The organism is Vibrio sp. FE10 (genome assembly GCF_030297155.1).
Taxonomy (GTDB): domain Bacteria; phylum Pseudomonadota; class Gammaproteobacteria; order Enterobacterales; family Vibrionaceae; genus Vibrio; species Vibrio apostichopi.
The window spans coordinates 2349624-2371257 of sequence record NZ_AP028067.1; the positions used below are offsets into that span (position 1 = coordinate 2349624).

Sequence of the window (21634 nt, forward strand, 5' to 3'; positions counted from 1 at the left end):
TACCTAGCATTCGCTCGTAAATTCAGTTTAACGCTACCAACTGCGTACAGGACCAGTATCAATATGGATAAAGTTGCTACGCGCATAATAACCGACACCACCCGCGTTCAGGCTTTTGGCTACGTCTCTTAATTCTTTTAGGTTAACGCCATCAATACGGAAATCGATCGCTTTACCCAACATGTGGTAGCTCTTCTTAGCTACGCCACTCGACTTAGAGCGCAATGCTTCATTGGTCGCTGGAGAACGGTAACCAGAGATGATTTGAACTTCTTTTTGAATACCCAGAACATTTTGAATCTGTGTGATCTGATCAAACAGGTTCTTGTCCATAGGATGAATTTCATTGCGGCGGAAATCACGACACAATTTGCTTAAACGAGCCATTTCATCACCAACATAGTTAGTGCCATCGAAATAACAGGTCTCTAATCGTTCACCAGTGTGAAGATTGTTCATGCTAATCGTTCTTGGTTGATCAGGGTATGAAGCAAAAGCGATAGAAGGAGTAATTGAGGCGACAACAGCGGTACCACCAGCGTAAGTCAGAAACTGACGGCGTGAAAATAAACTTTGAGACATACAGCAAAAAAACCAATTAGATCGAACGAAAAATGCACGATACATAATGGAAATTGCTGCGTCAACGTACAAAAACCGGCCAAAAGGTTAGTATTTGTAACCTTTGCACGGTTAGTTATTGATCCACATTATAATTTTATCAATAGAAGCTTCGTTGTCATTTTTTGGTCAAGATCACCCTTATTGGCTTCACTGATAATTAACCACCCTCTTTATCATATTGGTAGATGTCACCACGATACTGAATGCCCCCTTCTTCAAACAGCACGGTTTGATAGATGATATGCACGGGGATTCGCTTCTTGAGGCGAACCTTAGTATTAGGAGCAAGGTCATTATTCTGGTTCGGTGCTTTCCTTACCTTGGTGGCAAACAACAACTCAGCTAATTCCTCTGCATGTTCGACACGTATGCAACCGGAGCTATAAGCGCGGAAGTCGTCATTAAACAGGCCTTTACTTGGCGTATCGTGCAGATAGATCGCTCGCTTGTTCGGAGTATTGAACTTGTACAAACCTAATGCATTACGCGAGCCTGCTTGCTGACGCATTCGATATGGGAAAGAATTGAAGTTAATGGTCTGCCAATCGATCTCTGTGGTGTCAACCGTCTCCATAGTGCGCCAACCGTCAATCACTTGGAAGTTGTGTGTTTCTAGGTAGCTTTCGTCTGCTTTTACCTTAGGCAGGATGTCTTTGACCATGATTTTCCACGGCACGTTCCAAGTCGGGTTTAGGATGACCGAATCTAGGTTTATCTCTAAAAGCGGTGTTTTTCGCGACTTTCTGCCCACGACAACTTTGGACTCAAACACTTCTTCACCATCTTCCCAATACTTCATATCAAAGCTAGGTACGTTAACGACGATGAGAGAATCTCTGTCTCGTGGCCACAAACGCACGCGTTCCGCATTCAAAGCCAATGACGTCAATCGATCATCAAAGCTCATGTTGATCCATTTGATCGTGTCTGGCCCAACGATCCCATCGTCTGTAAGACCGTGCATGCGCTGAAATGATTTAATCGCCGCTTGCAGATCTCGATCGAACTCGGGAAAATCGACGGCGATCATCGAGGTATCAACGCCGACTAAAGCAATACGCTCAACAAGAATGGCTTTGTCTGAAAGCTGATCACCTAATCGCTTCAAACCTTTCTGTCTATAGCGTTCGATATTGAGTTCAGAGGCGGTTTCTAACACCGAATAGGTTGCTTTAAATTGGTCAAAATCCCCAACAGGCGGCGCGTAAGACAGCACTATCTCCAATAAGTAATCATTGGCGACGCTGCTTTTTAATCTCATTAGAATATGCGGAGAAGGCGCGGGTAATTTGGAATGCAACTTGCCTGAGAAATACCACTCTTTACCGGCAAGTGGCGCATTTTCAACGTAGCTAAGGTAGTAGATAAAAGTATCGGTTAATAAGATGTCCAACTCTTGCCACTGGGCATTGGATTGATAGTAACGGATTTGCTTGAGTTGTCGTTCGAAGAGTGGCGCCATTTGCGCTTGTTCGAGAAGCGACAATTGGAATTCAAACGCTTTAACAAGTTCAGGGGAATCCCACAGAATAGGCAGAGAAGAGTCTTGATAAATACTTTGGGTGAGCTCTGGATAAATCAGCATAAATGAGAGTTCTGAATCAGCCGGAATAAATCGGCTCTCGTCAGAACTCGTATAGCTCCATGCATGCACAGACACTAACACCAATAATCCACAGAAGTATTTCGCTAACATGCTTAACCCCATCACCAATCATCCCATAAGTATGGCAAAGAAATAGGAGTAAGCATGTTATTTTTTAAGGAGTTTTATGAACTAGATTGCACTCCAGTGATTATCCCACTGGACCGATGATTGCTGACTGGATTTCTCATAAGGCTTGCGTTGGCTCACCACACTGCCCGCTCCAGAGCTAAGTCGAAACTCACCATCAAGCAACACTGCACCAGAAGCATCAGATAACGCAGAGAGTTCAACTAACTCTTTCGTCTCTTTAGACCAAATACCGTAGCAGTTGCCTCTTGGCGAGGTCGCAATAATCCAATCGTCTGATGCCGCAATACTGGCGATATAGTGATTGAACCTTGCCCATTGCTCTGGTTCCGCGTTCAGTGATTCAAACTGCCCGCCTTTAGTATGCATCGCCAATAGCGAAGGATACTCGTCAGGCTCACCACGATATTGCTGACCACAAAGTACCGTTTCAGCACCATCATGGGCTAAGTGTCGAATGCTTAGCTTCTTGTCTAGCAGTTCAACCTGATCAAGCAGCGTACCTTCAGGTGAAACATAACTTAAGCTCGGTTGCATTGAATCCAAGTTTTTCGGGGTTCTGCCATCAGTATGAACGCCCCCTACGCCAATCGCGAGATTTCCATCCGGCATGATGATCACTTCATGAGGGCCAATACCAAAGCCAGTGAACTCCTCGACCTTGCGATAGCCTTGTGCGACATCGTAAACGCCAATCACACCTTGGCTGCTGTCCGTTTTCCCTTCAGTGGCGTACAGTAACTTGCCATCTAATGAGTAAACACCATGACCGTAGAAGTGACGATTATTCCCTTTCACAACTAACTTGATTTGGTCACCGCTTTTATAGTCAAACACCATAAAATAGTCACCAGGACGACGAGCAAATACCACCGCATGCGATGAGGTTGGGCAAATCGCGACGCCATGGCCACGGTCGGGGATCGGTAGCTGATTCAATGGCATACCATATTCGTCAGCCACAACCGCTGAATATTGGCCACGACCATTAAGCGCACAACCAATCAACTGGGGATCGTTCGACGAACTCGCCCCATCCTTTCGACTCACACAGCCAAATGGAAGCATCGGAACAGCTGCACAACCCAGTGCAGCCTTGAGTAGCGTTCTTCGCGTAGTATCAGTCACCATCGGTAGCATTAAATCCTATTACCACGCCAAGCTCTATCGCCACTTCTTCATGAATCAGGTACTTCAAACGTTCTAGTTTATTGTATTGAGTCAGCACATCTCGGTAGCCCTCTTTGCTCTGCAATAACTCAAACAAGCTTGAGTCTGTAGGCCAAGTATCTAGCGTCAATGTGAACTGGTCAGCAACGCGATCAGCAAGGTCGTTTAAGCCCTTCTCTCTTAATAAGCCGTCTAGACCATTGCCATCAGCCAGGTAAAGCTTTTGAAGTGCTGCTACATTCGCTTTTAGTTGAGTCATCGAGGTTTGTGCACGCCATGATTCAGAGAAGTAAGGACGTGGATGACCGATTTTCGCCATCGGACGGCTCAGCTTTTTCATGCTGTAATCAAGTTGGTTGGTCAATAAAGCGATGTATTCAGACTCCCAACGCGTCTCGTCTAGCGCTAACCAAGGGTTAACCTGCCATGCCTGTGCAATCAAAGATGACTTAATCGCTAAGTTTTCAGTAATCGCTTGCGACGACTGGCAACCTAGTGCTTTGTCTTGCAGCAGTGGCGATTGCTCGTCATAAAGCGACCACTCCAATGCGCCAAGTCCTTGTACTGTCACACTCTGCTGAGCAATTTCGTCTTGAGACCAAACTTTATCTTGCTGAGTCAGTTGGCGCATTTTTAGGCCGGTGGTGTTCTTTTTGTCTGGCCAGAATTGAACATTCCAGCTCTCTTCAAGCGCTGCTGTTGGGCCTCTTTCTTGGCCTTGCAGTGCCATCCAACTGTTCATGGTGAGCTGCCACTGATTTTTCAACGCATCTAACTCAACATCGTTGGTTTGGCAGTAACCCTGCATCAGGACTTCTAGCTCATTGGCTTGCTTGGCAAATAAGACGGCTGAATCAAACTCTTGTTGATAAACACTACGACTGATGTGATCGGTCGTGTCTGCTTGATAAGACACACCGTTAACCTCAGATGAAGCGGGTTGCTCACCCGATGATTGGCAGCCTGCCATGATTAATACCGACAAAGGCATTAACAAAAATTTATGTGTCATGCTGTTACCTTACTTCCTAGTTTTTCTTTTAATTATATGAGTTCATTAAATATGAAACGACCGCTGACCTCGTATTCCTACAAGTTCAGCGGTTGTGGGCTTTAAGTTAACTTTTTATCCGTGCCAACTCAGTCGTCGAGGCGCTGAGCTTCAGACTGCCTATAGTGAGTTTAAAAATGCCAGTAATGCTTCGCGCTCGGTCGCATTCAAAGACAGAACTTTTTGTTTCGCCATTTCAGCTTCACCACCGTGCCAAAGCACCGCTTCCATAACGTTTCTTGCACGGCCATCATGAAGCAAGAAGGTGTGACCATTCACTTCTTTGGTATAGCCTAATCCCCACAATGGCGTGGTGCGCCACTCTTGACCATTGGCAAGATACTCAGGACGGTTATCCGCTAAACCTTCACCCATGTCGTGTAGCAACATGTCGGTATATGGGCTAATTAACTGATTAGACAATGCAGGTAAGCCTTCACGCTCAGCCGTGCGGAATTCAGCTTGGTGACAACTTTGACAACCCGCGTCTTTAAACAGCTTTTTACCCTGAACAACGACTGGATTGTCGACGTTACGACGAATAGGTACCGCTAAATGCTGCGAATAGAACTCAACGAAATCTAAGATGTTGTCGCTGACTTCTGGCTCGCCACCATTCGGAAAATCATCACAGGTTGATTGCGCTGATGTGCAGTTTTCATTCGGGAATAAACGACTCGTTAGACCTAAGTCACCGTTAAACGCCGCGGCATTTTGCTGCATTAAATTTGGCTGACCGGCTTTCCAACCGAAACGGCCTAACGTCATGTCATTAGTTTGAACATCAAGAACGTAGTTGGCTTTGCCTGATACACCTTGCTTGTCAGCTAACTGCTGCTCAGCAAATCCAAGAATCGTTTCTTTTGAAATGCTCTCAAGCAAGCCAAGGCCAATCATTGGCGGCGCAACACGCGCAGAAAATTCAGTTTTAGGGTGCATCTCGCCAAAAGCAAGATCGGTAATCTTTAAAGTGGGTTTACGCAGAGTAACGACAGTGCCGTCTTTGAATTCAACAGGAACATCGGTGTAACTGATATTCACTTTACCCTCTGGTTTAACACCTTGAAGCGCGAAATCTTGTAGCTGTCCGCCGTAAGTCGGTTCTGGAATGCCACCATCGCGAATAAAAGCTTGTCTCTGCTCTGGTGTTTCAGCAGGAATACTCAAGCGAACCAGCATGGATACCGCGTTCTCATCGCCTTTTTCTGGCGCGTGGCCACGACCATCTTTGATGTGACAGTTTTGACAACCGTTGGTGTTGAACAATGGGCCCAATCCATCACGTGCATCGGTTGATGATGGTGCAGGAACCCAAGGGTTTCTAAAGAAGCTGTTACCTACGCTGAAATCCAAGCGTTTGCTCATTGGCAAATTGGCAGCAGGAAGAGAAAAAGCATTCGCTCCCTCTTTCTTCACGGTAGTTTTGCCACCAGAGTAGGTTTCATGAGCGTGTAATGGAGATAAGAAAAACAGTGCGGTTAATAGTGAGGCTGAGAGATACGACTTCATACATTGCCTTGCTGTGTTTTTGATTTTAGTTTTTATTTGGGAGTAACTTTCTTGAGTAGCAAACAATTAAGGGCTCAATGAGAGCCCTTACAATAGTTTTGGACTCGGGTTCTTAGAACTCGTGATCGGCCGTGTCTGGGTTTAGGCTATCAATGCCAATAACACCTGCAGCACGCTCGATTGCAGCTGTTTGAGACACTAGCGCAACAATTGTTTTGTTTACTAGTGCATTACCCGCAGCGTTGTCAGCAGCAATTAGCTGATCGAAGTGCTGGTTGTTTTTCTCCGCAGAAACAACAAGCTGACCAACTTGTGCACGTGCTAGGTCAAACTGCTTTTGAATCTCTTTCGCAGCTTGCTCGTCTTTTTGCTCAACTAGGTCAAACAGGCTAGGGCCTGAAAGTAGAGAACCATCTTCACGCTTGTACAAGCCAGTGTATACGTTGTAGATACCTTGCTCGTTGTAGTAGTGAGAGTTGTGCGTGTTATCAGAGAAACAGTCGTGCTCATCTTCAGTAGAGTTAGCTTCTAAAGCCACTTTCATACGCTCACCCGCCAATTCACCTAGAGACAGTGAACCCATGCCGAACAACATTTTACGTAGGCCGTTGTCGCTAGATTCAGAAAGAAGCTCTTGACGGTAGTTGCCTTTTTCGCCTTCAGCCCACTGCTTTTCCATCCACTCTAGGTCTTGGATAAGTAGTTCAGCTGATGCTTTTAGGTATGCGCCACGACGGTCACAGTTGCCGTTAGTACACTCAGCGCCAACAACGAAATCAGTGTAAGCACGCTCACCTGCACCGCTGTTTGTGCCGTTTAAATCTTGGCCCCAAAGTAGGAATTCAATAGCATGGTAACCAGATGCTACGTTTGCTTCAGAACCGCCGATCTCGTTAAGATCTGCGATTAGCTCAGGAGTAATGTTGGTTGCGTCTACTGTAGTTTGACCAATTTGGAACGTTTTGTTCGCAACGATGTTTGCGCTTGCGCCTTCGTTACCAAGCTCATATTGGTAATCAGAAGAAACGTAATCGATTAGGCCTTCATCTAGTGGCCATGCGTTTAATTGACCTTCCCAATCATCAACAACAACATTACCAAAGCGGAATACTTCAGACTGTTGGTAAGGTACGCGAGACTCAAGCCAAGCTTGTTTTACTTGTTCGAAGTTGCCAGCAGAAGGAGAAGCTAAGAAGGTATCAATAGAAGAGTTCAACGCTTTTGCTGTAATTACTGAATCTGCAAACACTGCATGAGCAATATCTGCGTAATGTTCTACAACTTGATCTTGAGTTACTGCTGCGAAAGAAGAAGCAGAGGCAAAAATGAGTGACGAAGTTACGGCTTTGGTCACTAAAGATTTAATGGTCATGAAGCATCCTTGTTGAGCTTTAAATTATTATTCGTAGTAATAGTGCAAACCATTATCATTTGCACTACGGATTGGAATAATACAAACTTACAATTTTATTGCAAGATAAATACAAAAAAACCTCACATTTGTGAGGTCTTTAAACATTTTTGTGTTAAGCGCAACAGTGGAGGCTAATCAGATGTCCAGATTATGCTTACCGTGTGAGACTTTGGCCTTCAAGTAGCTTTCGTTACCCGATTTAATGTGGGCCGAAGTGTTGACCACTTCTGCAATCTCAATACCAAACTCTTTAAGTTCGTTGATTTTCTTAGGGTTGTTGGTCACCAAGCGGATTTTTGTGGTACCCAAAGCACGCAGCATTTCTGCCGCTTCGGTGAAATCACGTAAGTCGTCGCCAAAACCCAAGTGGTTATTCGCTTCGTAAGTGTTCATCCCTTCGCTTTGAAGGCGGTACGCATCAATCTTGTTATATAAGCCGATACCACGACCTTCTTGGCGTAGATAAAGAATCACACCGCCAGTTTCACCCATGATTTGAATGGTTTCGTCTAGCTGCTCGCCACAATCACAGCGAGATGAATGAAAAACATCACCAGTAAGACATTCAGAGTGCATACGAACAAGAGGTATGTCTTGTGTCTTATCGGCTGATTTAAATATCACAGCAACATGCTCTTTATCTGTTTTCAATCCATGAAAAGACAGAAGTTCAGCATCAATACTGCTCGTTACCCCTACTTTGAAATCTATTCTGGCACGTACTTCCGCCATATTTATACTCACTTGAAAATTCGATGTATTTAACAACACTACATTATTTGTCTAAACAAGTTTTTGTAGCCAACTATCTAATGATAGACACTATGGGGCTGTTAACAATTTTTTTCAAGGTCGACTACGCACAAAGTGTTACATTATAACAATTAATCATCGAACAAGAAAAAACCCCACATTGGTGATACCAACATGGGGTTATAAATTAATCAGTTGCGACTGAGGCTCTACTTTTTACAGAACGATCAACTTACTTGAGTTTGCTTCCAAATGACCAGTTGAACCCAAGCATTCTCCAGCTCGGTCAGTTCTTCTTGCGTAAGCGTAGAAATACTCGACTTAGCACTGTATTTTTCTCCCCACTTGTCGGATTGGACATGGGTATGGAATTCTTTTTTCAAATTTGAGATTAGGTTATCCACAAATACATCCTTATATAACAGTGCTCAGCCTTTATAATCCCTTAATGTTACAAAATACAGGTTAATTGGTAAACAGTAATACGTAATTTTTATGAGCTCTTTCTAACACTTTTTACTGATAAATATATAAATAAGAGAAAAAATGCGATCGGTAAGAGCCAAAGTAATAGGGTTGAGGCCCCCATTGGTGGCTTATAGAGCACAAATTCACCAAACCTTTCCGTCATGTATTGAGTGATTTCATTATTGCTCTTCCCTGCTTTCACCATATTAAACACAACCAAACGCAAGTCTTTTGCTATCGGAGAGTTTGATTCAATCAAATTTTGATTCTGACATTGTGGGCAGCGCAGCGATTTTGCCAAAGTAATAGCACGCTGTTGTTGATCAAGGCTTTCAAACTCAAACAACTCGACTTGAATGCTTGTCTCTTTATCACCTGCAGTAAAAAGGTCTTCCGCTTGAAGAGGAAAAACAGCGAGCAGCGTCGTTGAGAGTACAAAGACCATTTGTAGAAGAGACTTCCTCATCAATTTGTACCTGAAAAATAGACGGCAAGTTGCTCCTGCCAAATCGATTCATTCAACACGCCCAAGAGTTTCTTAACGATTTGCCCATCAGCATCGACTAAATACGTCTCCGGAGTTCCTATGACACCGAGCTCTAAAGCCAACTTCCCTTGAGGGTCGCTGATCACTCTTGAGTATGGGTTTCCGTCGCTGGACAATACATTGAGCGCCGCTCCGGGGTTATCTCGGTAATTGAGACCAACAATTGGAACGCCTTTCTTCTGCAATTCGAGCAAAAACGCGTGTTCTGTTTTACAAATACCACACCATGAAGCCCATACATTAACGAGCTGGTAAGGATGCTGCGTAATATCAGCTAACGTAAGCGCTTGTGTGTCTGTGTTGCCTCTACCACTATTTATTAGCTGAATAGACGTGAATTCAGGGAACGCTCTTTGTTGTTGTGACACAATCGTCGTTTGCTGCTTGTTCTCGAGCACAAACACAAAAGCAACGACCAAAATCAGGGCCATTGTGAACAGAAGAATCAGTTTTTTACGAACGCTGGTATGCATACTGGGCAGCCTTAACGGTTATCTTTTTACGATGTGTCAATGAAAGTACGGCACCCAGAATTGAGAAAAGTGCACCAAACCAAATCCAACGCACGTAAGCCTTATACTGCACTCTAAACGCATAAGACGTGGCGTCTACTTTCTCGCCCATCGTAATATAAACATCACCATGCCAGAACCACTTCATCGCGGGTTCGCTCATGTTCATCACTCTAACTTGATAATGCCTTCTTTCTGGCGCAATCAAAAAGGTGTGCTCTTCATCTATTAAATCGAGTATTGCTTTTTCAGCGGTAAAATTTGAAGCGACATAAAGCTCGGTGTCCCGATGAGAAATGACCCAATCGACAAACTCAACCTGTTCGCCTGGGCTCAATTTATAACTGCGTTCGAATGAGTGGTAACTGTTCATCGCAGCGCCTACGGCTAAAACAGCAATCCCAACATGAGCAAAGGTCATCACCCAGACTTTGCGTTGGAACTTGGAGCTTCGCGTCACCATTAAGCCATAAACATGCGTCAATACCACCCAGAATGCGAGCGCCCAAGTCAGCAGCGCCATTATTTGTAGTTGTACCTGTTCCACTTGCCAAGAATAACAAAGGTAACCGAGCAACAATGACACCAAAGCTAACGAGGCAATCACACCTTTGCTTGCTTGAGGTTTAATACTTAACAATGGGGCCAGACCAACCACGCCAAGTGCGAGCAAAGCCAAAGGCGCTATCAATAGATTAAAGTACGGCGCACCTACCGATATGTTGCCCAATCCAAGCAGTTCAAAGACCATTGGATAAAACGTACCAAACACTACAACAGCGGTCGCCAGTACAAAAATGAGCATCGCAACTAAGCTCAAAAAGCTCTTACTCGCGAAGCTGGTAATCGGGTTCGACTCGAAAGACTCGCCTCTCACAATAAGCAACGAGAAGGAACTCAACAGCACAGCCACGAGTATTAATAACAGTGCGATGCCTTTAGTTGGGTCAACCGCAAACGCATGCACAGACGTTAATACGCCAGAACGAACAATAAAGGTGCCTAAGATACTCAGACAAAACGTAATGAACGCAAGGCTTAGAGACCACTTCAACAGCTGCTGTTTTCCTTTGGCAACACCTAGGCTGTGCAGTAATGCGGTCGATGTCAGCCAAGGTAACAAGCTCGCATTTTCAACCGGATCCCAAAACCACCAGCCTCCCCAACCTAATTCGTAATACGCCCACCAAGATCCCAAGGCAATCCCTGCAGTTAGAAAGATCCACGCAGTCAAACACCAGCTTCGACAATGCACAACCCAGTCAAACTCGATCGGATCGACCAGCAAGGCGGCAACAGCAAAGGCCAACACCACAGAAAAACCGACATAACCAAGATAAAGCAGAGGTGGATGAAAAATCAGACCAACATCTTGTAGCATTGGATTGAGGTCGCGTCCTTCAAAGGGCAAGGTCGAGTTCATTTCAAATGGGTTTGATGCAAGCAAAGTAAACCAAGCGAAGATTGCCAACAGTACGTTCATCACCCACAAAACACGACTTTGATACTCACTTGAATAGTGCTTCTGCAAGGCAATGACACCTGACCAACAGCTGATGGTCAGCACCCAAAATAACAGCGAACCTTCATGACCCGCCCAAACGGCCGCCATTTTAAAAAAGGATGGTAATTGTGTATTGGAATGTTCAGCGACATAGAGGATAGAAAAGTCATCGCTGATAAAGGCATAGCCTAGAAGAACAATCGCGCCACTCGAAAACAAGGCACTGGAAAGGGAAAAGCTACGAATTAAACCAATATTCAATCTTTGTTTAGTTAGCATTTGATAAAGAGATGACACAGCAATAATGCTACTGAGGACAGCAACCAAAATTAAGCTAAACAATCCCACAGAACCGACCATATCACCTCAATAAGGCTCCGCTAGAGCAGAGCCAATTAGAACACGCAAACTCATGTTTATTTAAAGCATTTTCATTAAAAGCATGTTTATCAAAAACAGACTTATTAAGAGTATGTTCATTAATAAGCAGATATTGAGTATCCAACATCTGCTCACTAATAAACTTGCGCGAAATTAAGCTAACGTTAACTGCCCTGCATAAAGGACAAAAGTTCGCAGCATTAACACGCCCATTAGGCTCAACGAAGTTACAGAGAAAATATACACCGAACTATGACGGATAGACGTTGGGGTGACCGCATTCAGCAGCAATGGTAAAACCATGCCAACGCCGATGACGCCGTACCAGAACCAGCTTGCCCAGAAACCACTGCCAATCGCGTTCCATACTGCTTGTTCACTTTGACCACCGGTGAAGATAAGACCAGTAAAGAAAGTAACAAGAACAAACAATTCAAACATCACAACAGGGCGTTCGAATCCGTGGATCCATGAAATACTCGGGCTATGAGGTGACTCTTTAAAGACCAACACACCAAATAAAATACATGCCGCCGCTCCCGAAGATAAACTCGAGAATAAGAACAAAATCGGCAACACGGGGTTATTCAACAATGGGAAGGTATTTAAAGCGGAAAGCAGGAAGCCAGTATAAGCAGCAAGCATCAGAGCAAGAACAGCTAAGAATATTTCCAAAGCATTCTCGAACACTTCTAATTTGCCAATCCAGTTACCGACAAAATCGAGTCGTCCTTTTAACCATACTTGGTCATTCAAGAACACGACGATTTGATCTCTAAATATAATGCCGATCCAAAGAAACAAGATCACCATATACACTTGGAATAAGATCACACCCATCGACATCACAGACGTTGGATTGTAGAAGATCATGATCTTCCAAAATGATAACGGTTTTGTTAGGTGGAAAACCAAGATCAACAGGCCTGAAATGATCCCAAATGGCGCAAGAAAAGCTGTCGCCTTTAACACACCATTATGGGCAGGATCGCCTTCAATAACCTTGCGCTTAAGGTAAATGGAGATCATTACGGCACCCGCCGACATCCCCGCAAGAAATAGATAGATTGCTATAATCCAGTCCCATACCACGGTACCAGACTGAAAAGCTATGTCCCATGCACTCATAATCAAATCTCCCCTTTTTGGTGTGGCACTTTATAGAGTTTTGGCTGAGTACCTAGGTAAGCTTTATCTCTGTAAACCACTTCCGATTGAAGCACCTGGTTTATCTCACTCTCAGGATCATTGAGATCACCAAATACCAGCGCATTGGTCGGGCAAGATTCGACACAAGCAGGCAACTTCCCTTGTGCAAGATTGGTATCACGGCAGAAGTTACATTTATCTGCGGACTTATTCTCGGGATGGAAAAAACGCACTTGATATGGACAGGCTAATAAGCAATAACCACAACCCACGCACTTCTCTTGATGAACGTCGACAATGCCGGTTTTTTCATCTTTGTAGGCCGCCCCTGTTGGGCAAACCATCACACAAGGGGCATTATCACAATGTTGGCAAGAGTTACGGGTAAAACGGTAATCAACATTTGGATATTCGCCTTGAGGTTCGCTCTTAATAATTTCTAAGCGCGATACACCTTCAGGTACTTTGTTTACTTCACGACATGCTTCGGTACAAGCAGTACAACCAATACACGCGGTTTCGTCATGAATCATTCCATAACGTTTAGTACCATCTTCTTGAACATTGGCTAGCGTCTTACGACTTGTCACTGCCGCAGTTCCCGCAACACCCGTGGTAAAGATAACGGCACCAGCGCCTGCTAAAAAGTTTCTTCTTGAGCAGCTCATAGATTACTCCCCTTCTTTCTTCTGGTTGAAGTCTGAATGGCAATCCACACACAGCTTGATGGTTTGCTTTTTATCTAAACCCAACACTTTCGCTTCAGTGGCATGAACGTCATGACAGTTTGAACAGGTTAAGTTTTGCGCGTGCACATCGTGAGTCCAGCTAGCTTCACGAAGATCATCCGGTTTATGACAATCTATACATTGACTATTGGCATCTAGAATTAAGCTTGGATCTAGGAAAACCTTTTCAGTTCCCGGTTGTGATTGAGCCGAACGATACTTCACCACTTCAGGTGCACCTTCACGGTGATCGGGGCCAATAGAGGTATGACAATCAGTACAATTCACTTCACGGCCAAGTAAAGCGTGTGCGCTTTCGCCATGAGAGCCCAATACGGTTTCTTTGGAATCTTTATGGCATTGAACACACTTGTAATCTTTGTCGCGGATTAATTCGACTTCATGTCTTGTTGATTCTCCTACTGGTGTAACAGCAGGCTCAGCAACAGCATGAATGGAATAACCATAGAGGCAGAATGCTAGAAGGGATTTAAGCATTATGACTATGGCCAATTTAATATTGCCCATTTTATCCTTTCCTTATACCGGCATTATTTAACTCTCAACTAAATAATATTCCGGTTAAACAAAAGTACCCTTAAACGATATTATTACCGTTTAAATGATATCAATTCTTATTTTGGATAAGCCACAACGCTTTCTATAGTTAGAATATACCTCTAATTAGGTAATACGAAATATGAGTAGGTTAATGTGTGAACACAATCACCCTATTTATATCATGGTCAATTTAGGTAATTGATTGTTATATATGATAATAATTATCAATTGAATTTCAATAACCACGCCAGAACATACCCCTTTAGGGTTATATAAACTTCAACGTGATTGAAGTCACTGCTGTTAATTGATCTAAAACAAGCAAACTACCGACACGTAACAAAATGTGTTTATTTATGAATTAATATAAACAGGAATTCTCCAGTTCTTAATTTGAATAGCAAACTCACAACGCTTGGTATAAAAATCAGTATATTGGAGATATCACTGTGAAAAAGCATTGGATACGTAATTCGGTCACAGCACTATTAATGGTTAGCGCATCACTAGCAAGCGCGACCAGTTTTGCTGCGTCTGAACAAAAAGAAATTGGCGATCCTCGAAACGACCAGTTCGAGCAAAATCACCCCGATCAATATCACTCATGGAGACAAACGTCAGAAAGCGAAGTCATTGAAGATGCTCTAAAAGAAGATCCGAATATGGTCATCATGTGGGCAGGCTACGGGTTCGCTAAAGATTACAATAAAGCGCGTGGACACTTTTATGCCATTGACGACGTAACACAAACGCTACGTACTGGCGGGCCAACTGACGAAAGCTCAGGTCCAATGCCGATGGCTTGTTGGAGCTGTAAGAGCCCGGATGTCGCTCGTGTGATTGAAGAGCGTGGCGAGGATGGTTATTTCGAAGGTAAATGGGCGCGTCTTGGCAACGAGATCGTTAACCCTATTGGCTGTTCAGACTGTCACGATACCCAAAGTGAAGGCTTTAAGAATGGCGAACCCGCACTGAAAGTCACTCGTCCTTATGTGGAACGTGCATTTGAAGCGATTGGTAAAAAGTTCGATGAACAAAGCCGACTAGACCAACAAGCGTCTGTTTGTGCGCAATGTCATGTGGAGTACTACTTCACAGGCCCTAATAAGAGCGTGAAGTTCCCATGGGACCAAGGTACAACCGTTGGCGATATGGAACGCTACTATGATGCGATCAACTTTAAAGATTGGACGCATAAAGTATCAAAAGCACCGATGCTAAAAGCGCAACACCCAGGCTTTGAAACATGGCGCGAAGGTATTCACGGTAAGAACAAAGTCGTTTGTGCTGACTGTCATATGCCGAAAGTCACCAAAGAAGATGGCACCGTTTATACCGACCATAAAGTGGGTAACCCATTCGACCGCTTCGAAGACACATGTGCCAACTGTCATACTCAATCTAAAGAAACCATGCGTAACATCGTTTCAAGCCGTAAAGCGCAAGTACTGAACATGAAGCTGACAGCAGAGAAACAAATCGTTGCTGCTCACTTTGAAGCAGGTGCAGCATGGGAAGCCGGTGCCACAGAGCAAGAAATGGAACCTATCCTACTTGATATCCGTCATGCTCAATGGCGCTGGGACTACGCTATTGCGTCTCACGGTATTCATATGCATGCACCAGAAATCGCTCTAGAAGTGCTAGGTACTGCCGTTGATCGCGCAGCCGATGCTCGTACTAAGATCATTCGTCTACTTGCGAAGAAAGGCATTACGGACCCAATTGAAATTCCTGACATCTCGACCAAAGAAGCAGCTCAAAAAGCGCTTGGAATGGACATGGACAAGATGAACGCAGAGAAACAACACTTCTTAGACACGGTTGTTCCTCAATGGGAAGAGCAAGCTGAAAAACGTGAAGCTAACTACGAATACTAATCTCGTCAGTTAGACCATTAGGTAAAAACCAGTCACACTATTGTTGTGTGGCTGGTTTTTCTATTTTGAATCTTAAGCATTAGATTCTCGCGTATTCAAACCGATGCCGACCTTTAAATACCCAGTGACGTCTAAATACCCAGTTACCTTTAAATACCTAGTTGCTAATTCAAGGAATCAAGAATGAGAACCCTACTTTCGCTTTCTGCACTGTGCATTACGTTGTTAAGTTCTGGAGTTTACGCTTCTGAACGTGCTGAGATAGGCTGGGAATTAATTGAGAAAGGCGCATTAGTGGTTGATGTCAGAACGCCTGAGGAGTTCAAGCAAGAGCATTTAGACAACGCCATCAACTACCCTCTTTCTGAAGTAGCGACTCACTTCGCCAATATAGAGAAAGACCAACCGATCGTGCTGTATTGTCGTAGTGGCAATCGTTCAGGACAAGCTTACCAGTTCTTGCGCGCTCAAGGGTTTACTCAAATCCACAATGCTGGTGGCTTAATCGAAATGCAGGAAAGCCAATAGTTTTAGAAACGCGTTCTTAAATTAGATCGTCTCTTTAGCTATTAACCCAAGTTTAACGGATCATCTGTTTGGCTTGGTTGATCGAATGAATAATAGAGACACGATCAATGCCCTTCTGATTAGAATCGAGTATTTGTGTCCACGCATCGATCGCTTGTTGATAGCGCATACTAATGAAATGATCGGTCGCAATCAGCATCAAAGCTGTTCGATCATTAGGATCAAGCAGCATAGATTGTTTCAGCAGGCCACTGACTTGATTGTTCATGGTTTGAGAGCTCAAGTAATACAGCGCCGTCGCTTTCGCGGCGTATAAACCAGAAGGCGCTTGTTGGTCTAAACGAATCGCATAGTCATAGCACGTGAATGCGGCATCAAACTCCCCTTTCTGCATGTACACACCACCCAGCTTAAACCACAAATCGGATTGATTCGGATCTTGCTTAAGGCTCTGTTGAAGCTCATCTTCAAAATCTGTCGTCGTATAGTTGTTGCTATCATCCAAAGGAAGTTGAGGTAACTCTTGTTTCAGTTGAGACCAGACGAGTACGCTTAAAGCCACTGCGGTAAGAGAAATCACCACATTACCTTTTAGATAATTGCCATTCTTGCTCGCGGCAATAACGACCACAATCAAAAACAGACTCATCAGTAGTAACGCAACCAACAACCAGATATCCATTCCACATCCCTTTTATTTAGCTCTATCTCTTACTCTATCGTTTTCGTCTAGCCTAGTTATTGATCAAAGTTTAGCGTTCGAGATTTAGTGCTCAAACTTTCGCATAAAAGCGACGGATTAAGGTTGGTGCTCAGACCCAAGCGATCAGCGATCAGCGATCAGCGATCAACCATAAGCCATAAGCCATAAGCCATAAGCAAAATGAGAAATGAGAAATGAGAAATGAGAAATGACAGGCAATAAAAAACCGAGCACTTAGGCTCGGTTTTTTCATTGGTAAGCTTAATTACTTAGCGTAATCGAGATTACTCAGTGTCTTGCTCGCTATCACTTTCAGAGTCAGAAGCATCTGATGCTTGCTCTTCGCTTGATTCAGAAACAACTGTTCCTTCAGCGTTTACTGCGTCAGCATTTGCTTCTTCAGTTTCTTCGCCTTCAACAATCTCAGCTTCTTCTACTTCGTCGATACGTTGTAGACCTACAACATTCTCGTCTTCAGCAGTACGAATCAGTGTCACACCTTGAGTGTTACGACCAACTTGGCTTACTTCCGCTACGCGAGTACGTACTAGTGTACCTGCGTCGGTGATCATCATCATTTCATCGCCTTCTTCAACCTGAACAGCACCAACTACTGGGCCATTACGATCAGAGACTTTGATAGATACTACACCTTGCGTTGCACGGCCTTTCGTTGGGTATTCAGCCAGCTCAGTACGCTTACCGTAACCGTTTTGAGTCACAGTTAGGATATCGCCTTCGTTTGAAGGAACAATCAGTGAAACCACTTGATCGTCTTCTGGAAGCTTCATACCACGAACACCAGAGGCAGTACGACCCATTGGACGTACTTTGTCCTCGTTAAAGCGAACAACTTTGCCCGATTTCGAGAACAGCATGATGTCGCTATTACCGTCAGTAATATCAACGCCAATCAGTGAATCATCGTCACGTAGGTTAACTGCGATTAGGCCGTTAGCACGTACGTTTGCGAATTGATCCAGTGATGTCTTCTTAACGGTACCGTCGCCTGTTGCCATGAAGATGAATTTCTCGTTTGAGAATTCAGAAACAGGCAGGATAGCCGTAATACGCTCACCTTCTTCTAGAGGAAGAATGTTAACGATAGGCTTACCACGAGCGGTGCGGCTTGCTTGAGGCAGTTGGTAAACTTTCAGGCGGTACGTTTTACCACGAGTAGAGAAACATAAGATGTTGTCATGAGTATTAGCAACAAGCAGACGCTCAATGTAATCCTCATCTTTCATCTTAGTTGCACTCTTACCTTTACCACCACGACGCTGAGCTTCGTAGTCACTTAGGATTTGGTACTTAACGTAGCCTGCGTTAGAAAGCGTTACTACAACGTCTTCTTGAGCAATTAGCTCTTCCATGTCGATGTCATGAACCGCTGCAGTGATTTCTGTACGACGTTCGTCGCCATAGATATCACGCACCGCTTCAAGTTCTTCACGGATCACTTCCATCAAACGCTCAGTGCTTGCAAGAATATGCATTAGCTCAGCGATCTCTTCTAGAAGAGCTTTGTATTCGTCTAGAATCTTCTCGTGCTCAAGGCCTGTTAGGCGGTGAAGACGAAGTTCTAGAATAGCTTGCGCTTGAGTTTCCGTTAGGAAGTATTGACCATCACGGATACCGTATTGGTCTTCAAGCCAATCTGGACGAGCCGCATCAGTACCAGCACGTTCAAGCATTGATGCAACGTTACCAAGATCCCAACCACGAGACACTAGACCAACTTTAGCTTCTGCTGGTGTTGGTGCGTTCTTGATCAGTTCAATGATTTCATCAATGTTTGCAAGCGCTAAAGATAGAGCTTCCAAGATATGTGCACGATCGCGCGCTTTCTTCAATTCGAAGATAGTACGACGTGTCACAACTTCACGACGGTGATCAACAAAACACTTCAACATATCTTTAATGTTGAAAAGTTGTGGTTGGCCGTTGTTCAGAGCAACCATGTTGATGCCGAAAGTTGTTTGCAGTTGAGTTTGTGAGTAAAGGTTGTTTAGTACAACTTCACCGACAGCATCACGCTTACATTCAATAACAATACGCATACCATCTTTATCAGATTCGTCACGCAGTGCACTGATGCCTTCAACTTTCTTGTCTTTTACAAGTTCTGCAATCTTCTCGATCAGACGAGCTTTGTTCACTTGATACGGGATTTCAGTAACGATAATGGTTTCTTTACCGTTCTTTTCCGTTTCAATTTCAGCTCTCGAGCGCATGTAGACTTTGCCTCGGCCAGTCTTATATGCATCGACAATGCCCTTACGGCCACTGATTAATGCTGCTGTCGGGAAGTCTGGACCCGGGATGTAGTCCATTAGCTCATCAATAGTGATGTCTTCATTATTGATAAATGCTAAACAGCCATCAACAACTTCGCCTAAGTTATGCGGCGGGATGTTGGTAGCCATACCTACTGCGATACCAGAAGCACCGTTAACCAATAGGTTTGGTATTTTTGTTGGTAAAACTGCTGGTATTTGCTCGGTTCCATCATAGTTAGGAACGAAGTCAACCGTATCTTTATCAAGATCCGTTAATAGCTCACCAGCTATTTTTGACATACGAACTTCGGTATAACGCATTGCCGCAGCTGAATCGCCGTCAACCGAACCAAAGTTACCTTGGCCATCGACTAACATATAGCGTAGTGAAAACGGCTGAGCCATACGAACAATTGACTCGTATACCGCACTATCACCGTGTGGGTGATATTTACCGATTACATCGCCTACTACACGAGCAGACTTTTTATATGCTTTGTTCCAATCATTACCTAGTACATTCATCGCGAACAAAACGCGGCGGTGTACAGGTTTTAGGCCATCACGCACATCTGGAAGGGCACGACCAACGATGACGGACATCGCGTAGTCTAGGTATGAACCTCTAAGCTCATCTTCAATATTTACGGGCGTGATCTCTTTCGCTAGATCGCTCATAGAGCCATTTTCCCTCTATAGTCAGATCGTATTTTTGAATACGTATAAGACCGAAAAATATAACACAAATTTACCTACGGAGGCATCACTTTCCCTCTCCTTTTACCATCTTGTGACCCTTGTAGCCAATCTATTGATAAGAAATTGCACCTCAGCGTCATATCTTGCTGAAACATGGTCACTTTACACCCAATAAACTAGCAAAATTGTAGATCTTCTGGTCAGCAGGAAAAGGCAAGTTATAATGCCTGCAATTTCATGGATGCATTATTTAACTTGGAAATGCCGATTATGACTAAATCACAGAACGTAGACCCAGCAGAAATCAAAAAATTCGAAGACATGGCGTCGCGCTGGTGGGATCTAGAAGGCGAGTTTAAGCCACTACATCAAATCAATCCGCTGCGCCTAAATTACGTGCTAGAGAAAACCGAAGGCCTATTTGGCAAGAAAGTTCTCGATGTTGGCTGCGGTGGCGGTATTTTGGCTGAGAGCATGGCTGTAGAGGGTGCGGTAGTTACCGGCCTGGATATGGGTAAAGAACCGCTAGAAGTCGCTCGTCTGCACGCATTAGAAACCGGCACCAAGCTAGATTACATCCAAAGCACCATTGAAGACCATGCAGAGCAAAATCCACAAACTTACGATGTGGTGACGTGCATGGAAATGCTAGAGCACGTTCCTGACCCACAATCGGTTATCTCGGCTTGTTCAAAGTTGGTTAAACCAGGTGGCCATGTGTTCTTCTCGACATTGAACCGAAACTTTAAGTCTTACCTGTTTGCGATTGTTGGTGCAGAGAAGCTTCTTAAGATTGTGCCTGAAGGTACTCACGACCACGAAAAGTTCATTCGACCAGCTGAACTCATCAAGATGATCGACAATACGCCTCTACAAGAGTTAGGTATTACTGGGCTGCATTACAACCCACTAACAGACACGTATCGTTTAGGGTCGAATGTCGATGTGAATTACATCGTCCACACTCAAAATTTCGCCCAATAAATATTCGTATATCTACCAGTATCCCTACCGTAAAATCTTTTATAAAAAAGACCCATGAAAAGAGTTGCAATTAACATAAGTTTGCGACTTTTTTCAGTCTAAATTTCGTGCGCCAGCTTCCATTTTGACCACCTCGATTTAAATTTAATCACCTAAAATCCATCGCCCATTTTGCTCAAAGATCAAGGGATTTTTTTTTATGGGAGTGCAAAAATAAAGCATCCTTAAAAGGCGGCTTTTATACAATCAAGTCACATCTAACCTCATCAGTTAGTGGTCACTTACAGTTTTTTTTAATCCACCACTTATCCACAAGCAACCCAATTTCTTTACCTTGAAAAATATCAGTTGTAGCACTATCTTGTAACCCAACAAACAAATGACCCCCATATGTTGTGTTTGAACTACAATGTATGGGTAGACCAAGATCACAAAGCCGAAACGTAATTTACAAA

The 21634-nt window shown here is 44.0% G+C and carries 19 protein-coding genes; 3 read left to right on the forward strand and 16 right to left on the reverse strand.

Features of this window, described 5'->3' with window-relative positions:
* Nucleotides 1-33 precede the first annotated feature (33 nt).
* The 14 genes from mepK to nrfB all read right to left on the reverse strand — a co-directional run bounded on the left by mepK (nucleotide 34) and on the right by nrfB (nucleotide 14073).
* A complete protein-coding gene (mepK, locus tag QUF19_RS10440; protein WP_004733385.1) occupies nucleotides 34-582 on the reverse strand; it encodes a peptidoglycan L,D-endopeptidase MepK in 549 nt (182 codons plus the stop codon).
* 199 nt (nucleotides 583-781) lie between these two features.
* On the reverse strand, nucleotides 782-2320 hold the full coding sequence (locus tag QUF19_RS10445) for a L,D-transpeptidase family protein (RefSeq protein ID WP_286292898.1): 1539 nt from the start codon (nucleotides 2318-2320) through the stop codon (nucleotides 782-784).
* 81 nt (nucleotides 2321-2401) lie between these two features.
* Nucleotides 2402-3490: a DUF1513 domain-containing protein gene (locus QUF19_RS10450; protein ID WP_286292900.1), complete on the reverse strand. Its 1089-nt coding sequence runs from the start codon at nucleotides 3488-3490 to the stop codon at nucleotides 2402-2404.
* The gene (locus QUF19_RS10455) at nucleotides 3480-4541 is read right to left on the reverse strand and encodes an imelysin family protein (protein WP_286292902.1); all 1062 of its coding nucleotides are present in this window, start codon (nucleotides 4539-4541) and stop codon (nucleotides 3480-3482) included. Before QUF19_RS10455 ends, QUF19_RS10450 begins: the two co-directional genes overlap by 11 nt.
* A 159-nt stretch (nucleotides 4542-4700) precedes the next feature.
* The gene (locus QUF19_RS10460; RefSeq protein WP_286292906.1) at nucleotides 4701-6089 is read right to left on the reverse strand and encodes a di-heme oxidoreductase family protein; all 1389 of its coding nucleotides are present in this window, start codon (nucleotides 6087-6089) and stop codon (nucleotides 4701-4703) included.
* A 112-nt stretch (nucleotides 6090-6201) separates the two neighbouring features.
* Nucleotides 6202-7461 (reverse strand): imelysin family protein, encoded by a 1260-nt coding sequence (locus QUF19_RS10465; protein ID WP_102434846.1) that lies wholly within the window; start codon nucleotides 7459-7461, stop codon nucleotides 6202-6204.
* A 177-nt stretch (nucleotides 7462-7638) separates the two neighbouring features.
* Entirely contained in the window at nucleotides 7639-8274 is a 636-nt protein-coding gene (locus QUF19_RS10470; protein WP_017110963.1) for a GTP cyclohydrolase II, read from the reverse strand.
* Nucleotides 8275-8483: 209 nt separating this feature from the next.
* Entirely contained in the window at nucleotides 8484-8660 is a 177-nt protein-coding gene (locus QUF19_RS10475) for a hypothetical protein (RefSeq protein WP_017106656.1), read from the reverse strand.
* Nucleotides 8661-8749: 89 nt separating this feature from the next.
* A complete protein-coding gene (gene nrfF, locus QUF19_RS10480) occupies nucleotides 8750-9190 on the reverse strand; it encodes a heme lyase NrfEFG subunit NrfF (RefSeq protein ID WP_286298876.1) in 441 nt (146 codons plus the stop codon).
* On the reverse strand, nucleotides 9190-9744 hold the full coding sequence (locus tag QUF19_RS10485) for a DsbE family thiol:disulfide interchange protein (protein ID WP_286292918.1): 555 nt from the start codon (nucleotides 9742-9744) through the stop codon (nucleotides 9190-9192). Before QUF19_RS10485 ends, nrfF begins: the two co-directional genes overlap by 1 nt.
* Nucleotides 9725-11647 carry a heme lyase CcmF/NrfE family subunit gene (locus tag QUF19_RS10490; protein ID WP_286292919.1) on the reverse strand — a complete coding sequence of 641 codons (1923 nt, stop codon included), beginning with the start codon at nucleotides 11645-11647 and terminating at the stop codon, nucleotides 9725-9727. Before QUF19_RS10490 ends, QUF19_RS10485 begins: the two co-directional genes overlap by 20 nt.
* Nucleotides 11648-11821: 174 nt before the next feature.
* Nucleotides 11822-12796 carry a cytochrome c nitrite reductase subunit NrfD gene (gene nrfD, locus QUF19_RS10495; protein ID WP_286292921.1) on the reverse strand — a complete coding sequence of 325 codons (975 nt, stop codon included), beginning with the start codon at nucleotides 12794-12796 and terminating at the stop codon, nucleotides 11822-11824.
* Nucleotides 12797-12798: 2 nt separating this feature from the next.
* Nucleotides 12799-13485 carry a cytochrome c nitrite reductase Fe-S protein gene (gene nrfC, locus QUF19_RS10500; RefSeq protein WP_004733373.1) on the reverse strand — a complete coding sequence of 229 codons (687 nt, stop codon included), beginning with the start codon at nucleotides 13483-13485 and terminating at the stop codon, nucleotides 12799-12801.
* A gap of 3 nt (nucleotides 13486-13488) precedes the next feature.
* On the reverse strand, nucleotides 13489-14073 hold the full coding sequence (gene nrfB / locus QUF19_RS10505) for a cytochrome c nitrite reductase pentaheme subunit (RefSeq protein WP_086713605.1): 585 nt from the start codon (nucleotides 14071-14073) through the stop codon (nucleotides 13489-13491).
* A gap of 482 nt (nucleotides 14074-14555) precedes the next feature.
* On the opposite strand from nrfB, the gene nrfA reads away from it, so the two are divergent.
* Both nrfA and QUF19_RS10515 read left to right on the forward strand, forming a co-directional pair.
* The gene (gene nrfA, locus QUF19_RS10510; RefSeq protein WP_286292931.1) at nucleotides 14556-15986 is read left to right on the forward strand and encodes an ammonia-forming nitrite reductase cytochrome c552 subunit; all 1431 of its coding nucleotides are present in this window, start codon (nucleotides 14556-14558) and stop codon (nucleotides 15984-15986) included.
* Nucleotides 15987-16169: 183 nt separating this feature from the next.
* Entirely contained in the window at nucleotides 16170-16514 is a 345-nt protein-coding gene (locus tag QUF19_RS10515; protein ID WP_286292932.1) for a rhodanese-like domain-containing protein, read from the forward strand.
* Between the two features lie 52 nt (nucleotides 16515-16566).
* Here QUF19_RS10515 and QUF19_RS10520 read toward each other — a convergent pair whose 3' ends face one another.
* Together QUF19_RS10520 and gyrA are read right to left on the reverse strand one after the other, a co-directional pair.
* On the reverse strand, nucleotides 16567-17196 hold the full coding sequence (locus tag QUF19_RS10520; RefSeq protein ID WP_286292936.1) for a TPR domain-containing protein: 630 nt from the start codon (nucleotides 17194-17196) through the stop codon (nucleotides 16567-16569).
* A 305-nt stretch (nucleotides 17197-17501) separates the two neighbouring features.
* Nucleotides 17502-20174, reverse strand: a complete 2673-nt coding sequence (gene gyrA / locus QUF19_RS10525; protein ID WP_286292943.1) for a DNA topoisomerase (ATP-hydrolyzing) subunit A — start codon at nucleotides 20172-20174, stop codon at nucleotides 17502-17504.
* Nucleotides 20175-20432: 258 nt separating this feature from the next.
* On the opposite strand from gyrA, the gene ubiG reads away from it, so the two are divergent.
* Nucleotides 20433-21179, forward strand: a complete 747-nt coding sequence (gene ubiG, locus QUF19_RS10530) for a bifunctional 2-polyprenyl-6-hydroxyphenol methylase/3-demethylubiquinol 3-O-methyltransferase UbiG (protein WP_102297551.1) — start codon at nucleotides 20433-20435, stop codon at nucleotides 21177-21179.
* Nucleotides 21180-21634 lie beyond the last annotated feature (455 nt).

What these genes read in the sequence shown, in the direction of transcription:
- ubiG (WP_102297551.1), top strand. Translation starts at nt 20,433, where the DNA reads ATGGATGCATTATTTAACTTGGAAATGCCGATTATGACTAAATCACAG.
- QUF19_RS10465 (WP_102434846.1), bottom strand. Translation starts at nt 7,461, where the DNA reads ATGACCATTAAATCTTTAGTGACCAAAGCCGTAACTTCGTCACTCATT.
- mepK (WP_004733385.1), bottom strand. Translation starts at nt 582, where the DNA reads ATGTCTCAAAGTTTATTTTCACGCCGTCAGTTTCTGACTTACGCTGGT.
- gyrA (WP_286292943.1), bottom strand. Translation starts at nt 20,174, where the DNA reads ATGAGCGATCTAGCGAAAGAGATCACGCCCGTAAATATTGAAGATGAG.
- QUF19_RS10460 (WP_286292906.1), bottom strand. Translation starts at nt 6,089, where the DNA reads ATGAAGTCGTATCTCTCAGCCTCACTATTAACCGCACTGTTTTTCTTA.
- QUF19_RS10485 (WP_286292918.1), bottom strand. Translation starts at nt 9,744, where the DNA reads ATGCATACCAGCGTTCGTAAAAAACTGATTCTTCTGTTCACAATGGCC.
- QUF19_RS10450 (WP_286292900.1), bottom strand. Translation starts at nt 3,490, where the DNA reads ATGGTGACTGATACTACGCGAAGAACGCTACTCAAGGCTGCACTGGGT.
- nrfB (WP_086713605.1), bottom strand. Translation starts at nt 14,073, where the DNA reads ATGGGCAATATTAAATTGGCCATAGTCATAATGCTTAAATCCCTTCTA.
- QUF19_RS10490 (WP_286292919.1), bottom strand. Translation starts at nt 11,647, where the DNA reads ATGGTCGGTTCTGTGGGATTGTTTAGCTTAATTTTGGTTGCTGTCCTC.
- nrfF (WP_286298876.1), bottom strand. Translation starts at nt 9,190, where the DNA reads ATGAGGAAGTCTCTTCTACAAATGGTCTTTGTACTCTCAACGACGCTG.
- QUF19_RS10515 (WP_286292932.1), top strand. Translation starts at nt 16,170, where the DNA reads ATGAGAACCCTACTTTCGCTTTCTGCACTGTGCATTACGTTGTTAAGT.
- QUF19_RS10445 (WP_286292898.1), bottom strand. Translation starts at nt 2,320, where the DNA reads ATGTTAGCGAAATACTTCTGTGGATTATTGGTGTTAGTGTCTGTGCAT.
- QUF19_RS10455 (WP_286292902.1), bottom strand. Translation starts at nt 4,541, where the DNA reads ATGACACATAAATTTTTGTTAATGCCTTTGTCGGTATTAATCATGGCA.
- nrfD (WP_286292921.1), bottom strand. Translation starts at nt 12,796, where the DNA reads ATGAGTGCATGGGACATAGCTTTTCAGTCTGGTACCGTGGTATGGGAC.
- nrfC (WP_004733373.1), bottom strand. Translation starts at nt 13,485, where the DNA reads ATGAGCTGCTCAAGAAGAAACTTTTTAGCAGGCGCTGGTGCCGTTATC.
- QUF19_RS10520 (WP_286292936.1), bottom strand. Translation starts at nt 17,196, where the DNA reads ATGGATATCTGGTTGTTGGTTGCGTTACTACTGATGAGTCTGTTTTTG.